This window comes from Zhenhengia sp., assembly GCF_046966505.1.
Classification (GTDB): domain Bacteria; phylum Bacillota; class Clostridia; order Lachnospirales; family Cellulosilyticaceae; genus Zhenhengia; species Zhenhengia yiwuensis.
This window is the reverse complement of record NZ_JBKVCH010000005.1, coordinates 71,408-84,741: the sequence shown is the minus strand read 5'-3', so window position 1 is coordinate 84,741 and position 13,334 is coordinate 71,408. Positions and strand designations below refer to the sequence as shown.

Below are 13,334 nucleotides of genomic sequence, written 5' to 3'. Positions count from 1 at the left end.
CACATTAAAGTGAAATTAGAAGTAATAGATGCTAAGCTTTTACAGAACATGTTTGTGGCTGGAGCTAAGCTATTAGATGAAAAGAAACAAATGGTTAATGAGATGAATGTTTTCCCTGTTCCAGATGGAGATACAGGAACAAATATGTCCTTAACTATGTTAGCTGCGGCTAAAGAAGTAGAAAAAATTGACCCGACAAGTATTGTGGCAGTAGGTAATGCTGCAGCGTCTGGCTCTTTACGTGGAGCAAGAGGTAACTCTGGTGTTATTTTATCACAGCTTATTCGTGGTTTTGCAAAAGGGCTTACAGAAACGCCAATTGATACCTTAACGCTTGCAAATGCTTTCCAATCAGGTGTAGATACAGCTTATAAAGCGGTTATGAAGCCTAAAGAGGGAACTATTTTAACTGTTGCAAGAGAAATTGCTACAAAAGCTATGCAACTTAGTATGGAAATTACAGATATTGAAGAGTTTGCAAAGAAAGTTTTAGAACATGGTTATGAAGTACTTCATCAGACACCAGAGATGCTTCCAGTATTAAAAGAAGCAGGTGTAGTAGATGCAGGTGGGCAAGGGCTCCTATGTATTTTAGAAGGTGCAGCTATGGTTATTACAGGTGATATTAAAATCAATATTAAAAAGCCTGTATCTAAACCAAATGAAGCAGCATTTAGTGCGCTTAAAAACTTTAATACAGAAGATATTACTTTTGGATACTGTACAGAATTTATTGTTGACCGTAAAAAAGATGCAAATTATGACGAAATGGCTATGCGTGAGTATCTTGAAACAATCGGGGATAGTATTGTAGCTGTATCTGATGAAACATTTATTAAAATTCATGTGCATACAGATAACCCAGGACTTGCACTTCAAAAAGGGCTAGAATTTGGTGCACTTACAAGTATTAAAATTGAGAACATGCGTGAACAGCATTCTTCTATTTTTGATGAAAGTACGCAGCAAACAGAAGAGCCAGTAGGCCCACGTAAATCTATTGCATTTGTATCTATTGCAGCAGGTAGTGGTATTGCAGAAATTATGAGAAGTCTAGGTGTAGAGGAAGTTATTGAAGGTGGCCAAACTATGAACCCAAGTACAGAGGATATTAGTGAAGCTATTAAACGTGCTCATGCAGAACATGTTATTGTACTTCCAAACAATAAAAACATCATTTTAGCTGCAGAGCAAGCTGCACAAATTGAGTCAGAATGTAAAGTGCATGTTGTACCATCTAAAACAATGCCACAAGGTATCACAGCTATGGTAAGCTATGATGCAAGTGAAGATGCTGAATCTATTGTAGAAACAATGAAGGAATCTATTGGTATGGTAGAGACAGCGCAAATTACAATTGCTGTACGTGATACAACAATTGATGGCCAAGCTATTAAAGAAGGTGAATATTTAGGTATCTTAGAAAATGATATTGTAGAACACAATGAAGATCTTAAAGAAACCTTTAAAAATTTACTTGGTAAGATGAATGAAGATGCTGAAATTATCACTATTTATTATGGTGAAGAGATTACAGAAGAAATAGCTGCGCAGTATGTAGCCATTGCGGAAGAAGTATTCCCTGATGCAGATGTAGAAGTACACTCAGGTGGTCAACCTGTTTATTACTTTATGATTTCAGCTGAATAATATAAAGGTCTAAGGCTAAAGATAAACTTTAGCCTTTTTTAATAACTTTAATAAAGGAGTGAAGCCATGTTCCTTGAACAATCTATTATGGATTTAAAAGGTGTTGGTGAACAAACCATAAAAAAATTTAATAAATTAGGTCTTTTTACAATACAGGATTTAATAGAGCATTATCCGAAAGAATATGAAGATAGGCGGAAGATTACAAAGATTCAAGAGACCGTTATGGATGAGGAAAATAATATTATAGCTACTGTTGCATCTAGGCCAGAAGTGATGAAAAAGGGCTATAAAGTTATTGTAAAGTTTAGAATTAAGGATGATACAGGCAGTATTTATGTGGTGTTTTATGGGCAGCCTTATATGAAAAATAACTTTATAGTAGGAGAAACTTATAATTTCTATGGTAAAATTAGAAGACAATATGGCTGTATTGAAATGGAAAGTCCAGAGTATGAAAAAGTAGACAATGGGATTACACAAAAAGCAAATAAGATTATTCCTATTTACCCAGCTACGCAAAAGCTTTCACAAAAGGTTATTAGACAACTCATTGAGCAGGCGTTAAGTTTAGCGTTACCTGAAGTGGAAGATGTATTGCCTGCTTATATTAAAGAACTTTATAAACTTAAAAGTAAAAGCTTTGCCTTAACACATATTCATTTTCCGAAAGATGATGAAGCTTTCTTTGAAGCACGTAAAAGGCTGGTTTTTGAAGAACTTTTCTTGCTGCAGCTTAGCTTATTTGTGCTTAAATCTGAATTTTTATCAAGAAGTAAAGGGATTAGTAAAAAAGTACCTGAAAGCTTTAAGGCATTTGTTGAGTATCTTCCTTTTGAATTTACAGGTGCGCAAAAAAGGGTTATGAAAGAGATTGTAAAAGACCTTAAAAGTGACTATGCAGGCAATCGCTTAGTACAAGGGGATGTAGGTTCTGGGAAGACAGTTATAGCAGCAGCTAGTTTATTTATTGTGATTAAGAATAATCAGCAAGGTGCACTTATGGCACCTACTGAAGTGCTTGCTAAGCAACACTATGAATTTTTACAGCAAGTTTTTGAACCTTTTAATATAAAAATGGCATTACTAACAGGGTCTACAACAGCAAAAGAAAAAAGAGAGATTTTAGCAAAGCTTAAATCACAAGAACTCGACCTTGTAGTAGGAACTCATGCTCTTATAGAGGATAATGTGGAAATGCCTGCTTTAGGTCTTGTCATTACAGATGAACAACATCGTTTTGGTGTAAGACAACGCCTCAAGCTATCTGAAAAAGGTCAAACGCCAGATGTTATTGTTATGACGGCGACACCTATCCCAAGAACACTAGCACTTATCCTCTATGGAGATATGGATATTTCCATTATTGATGAATTACCTCCAGGAAGACAGCCTATTAAGACAAATGCTGTAGATTCTTCTTATCATGCGAGGATTTATCAGTTTATGGACAAACATATTAGAGAAGGAAGACAGTGTTATGTTATTTGTCCTATGGTAGAAGAAAATGAAAAGCAGGCTGATTTGAAAAGCGTAACAGAGTATACAGCTTATTTAAAAGAACAAGTCTTCCCACATTTTAACATAGGACTATTACATGGTAAGATGAAACCAAAAGAAAAAAATGCGGTAATGGAGGCTTTTGCGAGTGGTCAGGTGCATATTTTAGTATCTACAACAGTAGTAGAGGTTGGTGTTAATGTGCCCAATGCTACTGTGATGGTTATTGAAAATGCAGAACGTTTTGGACTTGCTCAGCTTCATCAGCTTAGAGGACGTGTAGGAAGAGGAAAACATCAGTCCTACTGTGTACTTGTGAGCGACTCTAAAAATAAAGTAACAAAGAAGCGTCTCAAAATCATGGAGGAGAGTACAGATGGCTTTGTTATTGCAGATACAGATCTAAAGTTAAGAGGGCCTGGAGATTTCTTCGGCACCAAACAACATGGTTTACCTGAAATGAAGATAGCCAATCTCTATACAGATGCAAAAGTTCTTAAAGAAGTTCAAAAAGCTGCCAAATCTTTATTAGAGCAAGATAAAGACTTAAGTTTGCCAGAGCATCAAGGATTAAAAGTAAAACTCCTGCAAACAATAGAAGGAGAACAGATGCATACAGCTTTATAAAGTGGCAGAAGATGACAATTTATTTAATATAGGGTATAATATCTATGGATAAAAATAAATGGATTAAAGTGATAATCGAAGGAGGTAAGTTTTGCGCGTAATAAGTGGAAAATGCCGAGGAACAAAACTTATAGCACCCGAAGGTTCTAATACAAGACCTACTATTGATCGTATTAAAGAAACACTTTTTAATATGATCAGTTTTGATATACCCGGATGTTTATTTTTAGATTTATTTAGCGGAAGTGGTGGTATTGGTATTGAAGCCTTGAGCCGTGGAGCAAAAAAGGCTGTTATGGTCGAGCATCACCAAGAAGCACTTGCATGTATTCATAAAAATTTAGAAAAAACAAGATTGCAAGATGATGCAAGAGTGTATAATATAGATATATATACAGCATTACAAAAATTAAAACAAAATAATGAAAAATTTGATATTATTTTTATGGACCCTCCTTATCAAATGGAAGGTATTTGGAAAATTTTTGAGTGCATTAAACAATATGAATTATTAAGTGAAACAGGCTACGTTATACTAGAAAGAGCGACTACAAACAAGTCTTTAAATTTTGAAGGTTATGTCCTTATTAAAGAAAAGACTTATAAGACTACGACGTTAAGCTTTTTTGAAAGGATACAAGAAAAGTGAAGATAGGTATATATCCAGGGAGTTTTGACCCTATAACAAAAGGACATATGGATATTATAGAAAGAGCTGCAAAACTTGTAGATGTTTTATATGTTTCGGTTCTAACTAATCCGCATAAGTCAGGTGGAATGTTTACAAATGAAGAACGTATGGATATGATTGAAAATAGTATAAGTCATTTACCTAATGTTAGAATTGAAACTTTTTCAGGACTTTTAGTAGATTATGCAAAAGCAAAGAATGCAACAGTTATTGTGAGAGGGTTAAGAGCTGTAACAGATTTTGAATATGAGATGCAGATGGCACAAATTAATAAAAGTTTATTGCCTAATGTAGAAACTATATTTTTAGTAACCAATGCACAGTATTCTTTTTTAAGTTCAAGTTCAGTAAGAGAACTTGCTTTATTCCAAGGTAGATTTCATGACCTTGTACCAGAGTATGTAGTAAGTGTACTGGAGAGAAAATTCCAAAGGGAGGGAAAGTAAGTGGAATACACAAAAGAAACAGAAATTATGTCTTTATTAGATCAAATGGAGGAATTGCTTGAAGAGGGGAAAACAAGTTTTATTACAAGTAAAGTCTCCATCGATCGTGATGAATTTTTTGAATATATCAAAGATATTCGCATGAAGCTACCTACAGAGCTTCAACAATCTGTATGGATTGTCGAAGAACGTAATAAAATTTTAGCAGAAGCACAAGGTGAGGCTAAACTTATTATCCAAGAAGCACAAGAAACGCTTCAGAAAATGATTGAGCAACATGAAATTACTAAATATGCAGAAGATCGTGCACAGATGATTTTAGAAAATGCGCGTAAAGATTCTAGAGAGATTCGTATTGGCGCTATTGAATATGCCAATGAAACAGTTAAAGTTGTAGAACAACAGCTTAAACTTACTTTAGAATCTATACATAAAGAAGCACAGAACTTCGAAAATTATATTACAAACGAACTACGTATTTTATACGATCATAGACAAGAACTTAAAGAAATGATTCATCCACAACCTGTTATGGAAGAGCGTGAGTAGAAAAGAGCTACAAGGCTGAAAATAGCCCTTGTAGCTCTTTTTTATTTTAGGAGAGTATAGAAGCAGGTTTTAAAGGTACTTTGTGAGAAGAAAGCATTTTAAATAAAAAGGCTGTAAATACAAGAACCATGACTAAGAGGATGTACCATTTTAATGTAAACCCTAAAGCAAGAGAGGGATTCCAAAGTGGATAGAGAATAAAGGTTAAAATATAAGCAAGCAAAGATTGAAGAAGTTTTGAGTACATATAGGGCTTTAGAGAAAGGTTGCTACCTTGCAATACATGTTGACTTTGAAAACATACACAGAAACCTCCAAAGGCAATAACGGCAGATAAAAGTGCAAGAAGTGTAGTATTAACAGGTAGTAAACTTGTAAGACGTGCACTTCCGGAGGAAAATTCTAAGCTGCTTAAAAGAAAGCTATGTATAAGAGTAGGGTTTACCCCAAAGAAGTTACCTATAAACTGTGTAAGAGAAGTATAAAGTTCAGAATGTGCAAGGAGATTGCTAATAACAGAGAAAAAGATAATATAGCCACCTACATAGACGATGGTGTCCATACCGTTTTGTACAGCAGAGGTAAAGGCCGTGGAGAATGACAGGGAAGATGTTCGTGTTGTATGAAGAAGCGGAGTTGGGCTTTGGGGAAGTGTATAAAAACGGCTTAAAAGAAGCATGATAAAAGCTGAGGAAATATGTACAAGTAAAAGAAAATAACCGATGTTTGTATCTTGTAACATGAGCGTTCCTACAGTACCTATAATAAAAAGTGGTCCGCAATTACAGCTGTAACAAAGGCTTTTTTGAGCTTCATCATAAGTCATTTCACCTTCCTCAAGGAGGTTTTTAGCCAGTTTAGCGCCCATAGGATAGCCACTAATAAGTCCTAGTAGAAAGATTATAAGGCCATTACCTGATAGATGGAAAAGTCTTTGGGTAATGGGATCAAGAAACCGACTACATCTAAAGATTATACCTAAAGAACAAAGAAGGTTAATTAAGATAATAAAAGGAAGTAGGGAAGGGAGAACTTTTTGAAACCATAGTAGGAGTCCAGAGGATGCGCCTTCAATACAAACTTTAGGACATATAAGCATTAGGAGCATCATGATAAAAACCATACTGGTCATGAATATTTTTCGCATAATAATAACACCTCTTCTTTATAAGATTTGTCTACTGTTACAGTGTATGACAAGCCTAAAAAAAAAATAACAACCTAAAAGGCTGTTATTTTCTAAAGGGTTGATAGGTGAAATCTTTAAAAACTAAACCCGGATCATGGGCTAAAAGGGCATAAAGCTTACTTGCTTTAAGCTCATAGTTTAATAAAGATTGACTAGTAGTATCTAAAATAGACTGTGCTTTAGCAGGATTAATAATAATAGGTACTTGACTGAGCTTAGTAAGTTTAGAAAGTACATCCCTAGCAGATTGCTTACAGGCAAGAAGACGAATATAAGGAATATAATCTAACTGTTTATAGGCAAGTATATCCTTTTCTTTAATATCTAATAGAAGATGGATAATGGCACGCTGAACAGTGGCCCTGGTATAAGTTTTTGAAGTCGCACGATCGATGATATCAGAAAGGTCCTTAAAAGTTACAGCGTTGTGATAAAGGGAATGACATAAATTTTTTGGGACATCCCATATCGCATATAAATCTTCAAGTTCGGACATAATCATTTTATAGTGAAAAAGGGAGGAGGCCATATCTAACGTAATAGGCTTTCCTATAACAGGCTTAAGTAGCTCGAAAGCTGAAGAGGGCATAGCCTTTTCAATTTTGTGTGGACTTTGTGAAGTTATATGATGGCGGATAGCTGTAGCAGAGGCAATAGGACCTTCTACATCTATAGTATGATAGTGAGCTGTTTTGCGCTGAAGTGCAAAGGGTTTAATAGAGGAATGATAATACTTAAGTGCCTTTAAGTACTCAAGACCTAATATATTATTAGGTTGGCTTAATAAATCAATCAATACCTCGCTGTAGACTGGAATTGTTTTTTGTGTATCCCGAACATACTTAATCAGTGCTTCCATGCGTGCCTGAGGATAGCTTATACCGTCACTAAGTAAGTGTTTTATATGACTGGATACACTTTCAGGTTCGTGAAGTAAAAGATCAGCAAGTAGTTGCATGGTTTCTATATGAGGTGTTTCACTACCAAAACAAAGTTCATCTACAATACCTGATTTATGAAGAATACCCACGGCGGCCATAGCAAAATGTTCGGCACTGGAAGTAGCATAAACAACAGGAAGTTCAAGAACTAGGTCCACACCACTCATTAGCGCCATTTCTGAACGGGTATACTTATCTGTAATACAAGGTATACCACGCTGTGCAAAGTTGCCACTCATGACAATAATGATTTTTCCTTCGGGATGACGTTTCTTAATTTGTTCTATTTGATACAGATGCCCGTTGTGAAAGGGATTATACTCTGTAATAATTGCAGTAATATGCATAATAACCTCCAAATAATAGGGTGAATTGGTTTCATTTTATCTTAAAGTGTGTACAGTGGAAAGTAATTTATTACAAGAAACTAGAAATTTTTCAAATTGATACTTGTATACACGAAGTACATTTTATATAATATGAAAAGAGGAATTGATAAAAGGAAAATTGAAAGGGGTTTTATTATGTCTTTTTTAGATTCAATTAAAACACGCGCAAAAAGTGACAAGAAAACGATCGTATTACCTGAAACAGGAGATATGCGTACACTTAATGCTGCACATACTATTTTAAAAGAAGAACTTGCAAACCTTATTCTTATTGGTAACAAAGAAGAGATTTTAAATAAAGCTAATGGTTTAGATTTAAGTAAAGCTCAAATTGTAGATCCTCAAACATTTGAAGAAATGAATACATACATCAAAGAACTTGTTGTGCTTAGAGGTGCAAAAGGGATGACAGATGAAAAAGCAAGTGAGCTTCTTCATAATGATTCACTTTTCCTTGGTGTAATGATGGTTAAATTAGGAATGGCTGACGGTATGGTTGCAGGTGCTGTAAACTCAACAGCAAATGTACTTAGACCTTCACTTCAAATCCTAAAAACAGCTAAAAATACAAAATTAGTTTCTTCATTCTTCCTTATGTCTGTGCCTGATTGCGATTTAGGTTCAAACGGCACATTTGTATTCTCAGATTGTGGTCTTAACCAAAATCCAAATTCAGAAGAACTTGCAGCTATTGCAAAAAGCTCAGCAGATAGTTTTAAACAACTTGTTGGAGAAGAAGCAATCGTTGCAATGCTTTCACATTCTACATATGGCAGCGCAAAACATGCAGATGTTGATAAAGTTGTAGAAGCAACTCGTATTGCCAAAGCAGAGTATCCAGAACTTATTGTGGATGGAGAACTTCAACTTGATGCTGCCATTGTACCAGAAGTAGGACAAAGTAAAGCACCAGAAAGCAAAGTAGCAGGCAAAGCAAATGTTCTTGTATTCCCTGACTTAGATGCAGGTAATATTGGATACAAACTTGTACAACGCCTTGCAAAAGCAGAGGCTTATGGTCCTGTAACTCAAGGTATTGCAAAACCAGTTAACGATTTATCAAGAGGTTGTAGCGCAGACGATATCGTAGGCGTAGTAGCTATTACAGCTGTACAAGCTCAAGCAAACTAATTTAATAATTTATTTTTAAGGAGAGAGTTCAATGAACGTTTTAGTAGTAAACTGTGGTAGTTCATCACTTAAATATCAAGTATTAAACATGGAAAATGAAAGCGTACTCGCTATCGGTATCTGTGAAAGAATCGGTATTGATGGTTCATTCATCAAACACACAACAGAAGGTCAAGAAACTGTTAAAATTCCATGTGAATTCCATAATCACAAAGAAGCTTTAGAAAAAATGATCGAAATGATCACAACAGGCGAAACTGCATGTGTATCTTCAATTGATGAAATTGATGCAGTAGGTCACCGTATTGTACATGGTGGAGAAAAATTCACAGATTCTGTAGTAATCACAGATGAAGTTATTAAAGCTATTGAAGAGTGCTGTGATCTTGCACCACTTCACAATCCAGCAAACTTAACAGGTATTCGTGCATGTCAAGAACTTATGCCAAACGTACCAATGGTAGCAGTATTTGATACAGCTTTCCACCAAACAATGCCAAAAGAAGCTTTCATGTACGCTATTCCACAAGAATACTACAGAAAACATGGCGTTCGTAAATATGGTTTCCATGGTACATCACACAAATATGTATCACAAAGAGCTGCTGAAATGATCGGCAAACCAGTTGAAGAAGCAAAAATTATCGTTTGTCACTTAGGAAATGGTGCAAGTGTATGTGCTGTTAAAAATGGTAAATCAGTAGAAACATCAATGGGCTTCACACCACTTGCAGGTCTTGTAATGGGTACACGTTCAGGTGATATCGATCCAGCAATCATTCCATTCTTAATGGAAAAAGAAGGCATGAGTGCAAAAGAAATCGATACAATGCTTAACAAAAAATCAGGTGTTCTTGCATTATCAGAAATGGGTAGCGACTTTAGAGAAATCGAAGATGGTGTTGTAGCTGGTGATGAAGCTTCTCGTTTCACTATGGATGCATTCCAACATCGTTTAGTATCATACATTGGTGCATACGCTGCAATCATGAACGGTGTAGATGCTATTGCATTTGCAGGTGGTCTTGGTGAAAACAACGCAATTATGAGAGAAGAAGTTGCAAACATGCTTACATGGTTAGGTGTTGAAATCGATGTTGAGAAAAACAAATGCCGTGGTGTAGAAAGAGATTTATCTACAGAAAACGCAAAAGTTCGTATGTTATTAGTACCAACAAACGAAGAACTTGTTATCGCTAGAGATGCTAAAAGATTACTTCATAAATAATTGATTGACAAAATATCTTAAGATATGTATAATTACAGAAGTGTTACCTAGTGGAGTGAAAACGAATGATAATAAATATCCAGACACTTACAAAACAAGACACACTAGACTTTGACCAAGAGGTTGATCTTTCTCTTGAAAGTCTACGTTTGTTAAGTAATGTAACGGACTACAAAGCTAGAGTTTATGGTACAGTTCATAAAGATGGTGAGCTCTTCACTGTCGAAGGATTTGTAGATGTAACACTCGAACTGATTTGTGACCGTTGCATGAATACGTTTCAATATCCCCTTCATGCGACGCTTGATGACCAATTTTCTAATGATGAGGCTCATTACTTAGAAGATGAGGATATTAAACGTGTGACTAAGTCAAGTATTGATTTATCAGACTCTATTTTAGAGAGTATCGCCATGGCTATGCCAATGAAAGCTTTATGTGATGTTGACTGCAAGGGCATCTGCGTGAAGTGCGGTACGAACCTAAATAAAGGCACATGTGAATGTGAAAAAGCTGACATCGATCCGAGACTAGAGGCGCTAAAAGATATTTTTTGTCTTAATAGCAAAAAATAGCAACTGAGGAGGTGTTAACATGGCAGTACCAAAAAGAAAGACGTCTAAAGCAAGAAGAAACCAACGTAAAGCAAATTGGAAACTTTCTCCACTTAATTTAGTAAAATGCTCTAAATGTGGTGAGCTTATGATGCCACACCGCGTTTGTAAAGCTTGTGGTTCTTACGCTAACCGCGTTGTAGTTAAAGTAGATTAATTCCATGCAAGAGGCAGCTATATGCTGTCTTTTTGCATATTTAGTTTAATTGTAGAGAAAGATAAAGGGTGATGAAAATGCCAAAGATAGCAATTGATGTCATGGGTGGCGATTATGCACCAGATGAGATTATTAAAGGATGCATACGCGCTTCAAAAGAAACCAAATGTGTACTTGTCCTTGTAGGAAAAGAATCTGTCATTAAAGAGAAATTAAAGGATTATACATATGATCCAGATAAGATTGAAATCGTTAATGCAGAAGATGTGATTACAATGGAAGATTCACCAGTAACTGCAATTAGAACCAAAAAAGATTCTTCTATGGTGGTAGGCCTTAAACTTGTCAAAGATAAAGCAGTTGAGGGCTTTGTTTCAGCTGGAAATTCAGGTGCCCTTTTAGCGGGAGGAACTTTAGTTGTTGGCCGTATAAAAGGTGTAGAAAGACCTGCTTTAGCACCACTTATTCCAACAAAAAAAGGGAATACCCTTCTTATTGATTGTGGCGCTAATATGGATGCTAAGCCAGCCTATTTAGATCAATTTGCACGTATGGGTACTGTCTATATGGAAGAATGTATGGGTGTGAAAGCGCCAAAAGTAGGACTCATCAACATTGGTGCAGAAGAAGAAAAAGGTAATGCTCTTACAAAAGAGGCATTTAAACTTCTAAAAGAAGATGAAAAAATCAACTTTATCGGTAATATAGAGGCAAGGGAAATTCCATCAGGGGAAGCAGATATTTTAGTTTGTGATGCCTTTGTTGGAAATGTTATTCTGAAGTTTATGGAAGGCTTTGGTATGTGGGTGTTTTCAATGGTTAAAGCTGAGTTTATGAGAAGTTTAAAGACAAAAATTGCGGCTTTACTTATGAAAAAAGGCGTTATGTCTATTAAAGAAAAATTTGATTATGCAAGCAAAGGTGGTGCACCACTTTTAGGTGTGAATGGACTTGTTGTGAAGACACATGGTAATTCAAAAGAGAAACAAATTTATTGCACAATCATGCAAACTGAGCAGTTTATTGAAAATAAACTCATTGAAAAGATTGCTTCTAAATTTAATTAAAAATAATATTGACTAGAAAACATGTATATAATATTATCAAAGTATAAATTTTCATAAGAGGTGTTAGTATGGTATTTGAGAAAGTCAGAGAAATTATTAGTGAACAGCTTAATATTTCAGAAGGGGATGTAACATTAGAAACATCTTTTACGGATGACCTCAATGCAGATTCTCTGGATATTTTTCAAATTATAATGGCTTTAGAAGAAGAATTTGATATGGAAATCTCCAATGAAGATGCTGAAGGCATTTCAACAGTAGGAGATGTTGTAGAATTCATCAAACAAGCAAATGGATTAGATTAATTTAGAGCCTCGCTTTGCGGGGCTTTTCGCATATATTAAGTAGGGTGTTTAATAGCTAAAAATTTTAATTATTAAACAGTCTATTTAAGAATGTGTTGAGTGAACTGAACTAAGGAGCGATTAGAATGCACAAAAAAATAGAAAGTTTTATAAGTCCTAAAAAGCTTATGGAGCTTGAAAAAATTATAGGTTATCAATTTAATAATACGAACAACTTAAAAGAGGCGATTACACATCGTTCATTTGCAAATGAACATCGCAATCATCAGATGAAAGATAATGAACGTCTTGAATTTTTAGGAGATGCTATTTTAGACCTTATTATTAGTAAATATTTATTTGATAAATATCCTGTTATGCCAGAAGGTGATTTATCAAAGGTAAGAGCCAGTATTGTATGTGAGGGTTCTCTTGCTAAAACAGCAAGAAATATAGATTTAGGCGCTTTTATCCTATTAGGTAAAGGTGAGGAGATGACAGGTGGGCGTACACGTAACTCAATTTTAGCTGATGCGTTTGAAGCTGTTACAGGTGCTATTTTTGTAGATGGTGCCTTTGAAGATGTAGTAAAGTTTTTGCAGACAACACTTATTGAGAATGTGGACAGCCTTTCGGTAGAGGATCTTTACACAGATTATAAAACAATCTTACAGGAAAATATCCAGAAAGAAAGTATGCAGCCTCTGCATTATGAAGTAGTAGATGAAAAAGGCCCCGATCATGATAAAGATTTCTATGTAGCTGTTTATCATGGTGAATTATGCCTTGGTAAAGGTATCGGTAAAAGTAAAAAAGAAGCTGAACAACAAGCAGCTAAAACTGCGCTTAAAGCGCTGGAGAAATAGAGAGG

At 35.3% G+C, this 13,334-nt stretch carries 14 protein-coding genes; 12 read left to right on the top strand and 2 right to left on the bottom strand.

The features are described 5' to 3' along the window. Positions 1-9 precede the first annotated feature (9 nt). The 5 genes from ACLTBU_RS07520 (at position 10) to ACLTBU_RS07500 (ending at position 5,463) form a co-directional block, all read left to right on the top strand. Positions 10-1,650: a DAK2 domain-containing protein gene (locus ACLTBU_RS07520; protein WP_249332490.1), complete on the top strand. Its 1,641-nt coding sequence runs from the start codon at positions 10-12 to the stop codon at positions 1,648-1,650. Between the two features lie 66 nt (positions 1,651-1,716). Continuing rightward, positions 1,717-3,777, top strand: a complete 2,061-nt coding sequence (gene recG / locus ACLTBU_RS07515; protein ID WP_249332491.1) for an ATP-dependent DNA helicase RecG — start codon at positions 1,717-1,719, stop codon at positions 3,775-3,777. A gap of 91 nt (positions 3,778-3,868) precedes the next feature. Further along, the gene (gene rsmD / locus ACLTBU_RS07510; protein ID WP_249332492.1) at positions 3,869-4,426 is read left to right on the top strand and encodes a 16S rRNA (guanine(966)-N(2))-methyltransferase RsmD; all 558 of its coding nucleotides are present in this window, start codon (positions 3,869-3,871) and stop codon (positions 4,424-4,426) included. Then, positions 4,423-4,914 carry a pantetheine-phosphate adenylyltransferase gene (gene coaD, locus ACLTBU_RS07505; protein WP_177672202.1) on the top strand — a complete coding sequence of 164 codons (492 nt, stop codon included), beginning with the start codon at positions 4,423-4,425 and terminating at the stop codon, positions 4,912-4,914. Before rsmD ends, coaD begins: the two co-directional genes overlap by 4 nt. Further along, complete coding sequence (locus ACLTBU_RS07500) at positions 4,915-5,463, top strand: ATPase (RefSeq protein WP_177672201.1); 549 nt, start codon at positions 4,915-4,917, stop codon at positions 5,461-5,463. It abuts the gene before it with no gap. A gap of 46 nt (positions 5,464-5,509) precedes the next feature. Here the strand turns inward: ACLTBU_RS07500 and ACLTBU_RS07495 are convergent, their stop codons facing one another. Together ACLTBU_RS07495 and ACLTBU_RS07490 are read right to left on the bottom strand one after the other, a co-directional pair. Continuing rightward, a complete protein-coding gene (locus ACLTBU_RS07495; protein ID WP_320649855.1) occupies positions 5,510-6,610 on the bottom strand; it encodes a nucleoside recognition domain-containing protein in 1,101 nt (366 codons plus the stop codon). A gap of 85 nt (positions 6,611-6,695) precedes the next feature. Continuing rightward, entirely contained in the window at positions 6,696-7,940 is a 1,245-nt protein-coding gene (locus ACLTBU_RS07490; RefSeq protein ID WP_249332494.1) for a nucleotidyltransferase, read from the bottom strand. A 177-nt stretch (positions 7,941-8,117) separates the two neighbouring features. Between ACLTBU_RS07490 and pta the strand changes: the two genes are divergently transcribed. The 7 genes from pta to rnc all read left to right on the top strand — a co-directional run bounded on the left by pta (position 8,118) and on the right by rnc (position 13,329). Next, positions 8,118-9,113: a phosphate acetyltransferase gene (gene pta / locus ACLTBU_RS07485; RefSeq protein ID WP_249332495.1), complete on the top strand. Its 996-nt coding sequence runs from the start codon at positions 8,118-8,120 to the stop codon at positions 9,111-9,113. A 31-nt stretch (positions 9,114-9,144) separates the two neighbouring features. Beyond that, positions 9,145-10,341: an acetate kinase gene (locus ACLTBU_RS07480; RefSeq protein WP_412218410.1), complete on the top strand. Its 1,197-nt coding sequence runs from the start codon at positions 9,145-9,147 to the stop codon at positions 10,339-10,341. A 65-nt stretch (positions 10,342-10,406) separates the two neighbouring features. Continuing rightward, complete coding sequence (locus ACLTBU_RS07475; protein ID WP_177672196.1) at positions 10,407-10,916, top strand: YceD family protein; 510 nt, start codon at positions 10,407-10,409, stop codon at positions 10,914-10,916. 19 nt (positions 10,917-10,935) lie between these two features. Continuing rightward, positions 10,936-11,112, top strand: a complete 177-nt coding sequence (rpmF, locus tag ACLTBU_RS07470) for a 50S ribosomal protein L32 (protein ID WP_053983984.1) — start codon at positions 10,936-10,938, stop codon at positions 11,110-11,112. 77 nt (positions 11,113-11,189) lie between these two features. Beyond that, entirely contained in the window at positions 11,190-12,179 is a 990-nt protein-coding gene (gene plsX / locus ACLTBU_RS07465; protein ID WP_177672195.1) for a phosphate acyltransferase PlsX, read from the top strand. 68 nt (positions 12,180-12,247) lie between these two features. Beyond that, positions 12,248-12,484: an acyl carrier protein gene (gene acpP, locus ACLTBU_RS07460; RefSeq protein ID WP_177672194.1), complete on the top strand. Its 237-nt coding sequence runs from the start codon at positions 12,248-12,250 to the stop codon at positions 12,482-12,484. 125 nt (positions 12,485-12,609) lie between these two features. After that, positions 12,610-13,329, top strand: coding sequence for a ribonuclease III (gene rnc, locus ACLTBU_RS07455; protein ID WP_177672193.1), 720 nt, complete (start codon positions 12,610-12,612; stop codon positions 13,327-13,329). The last annotated feature ends 5 nt before the right edge of the window (positions 13,330-13,334 follow it).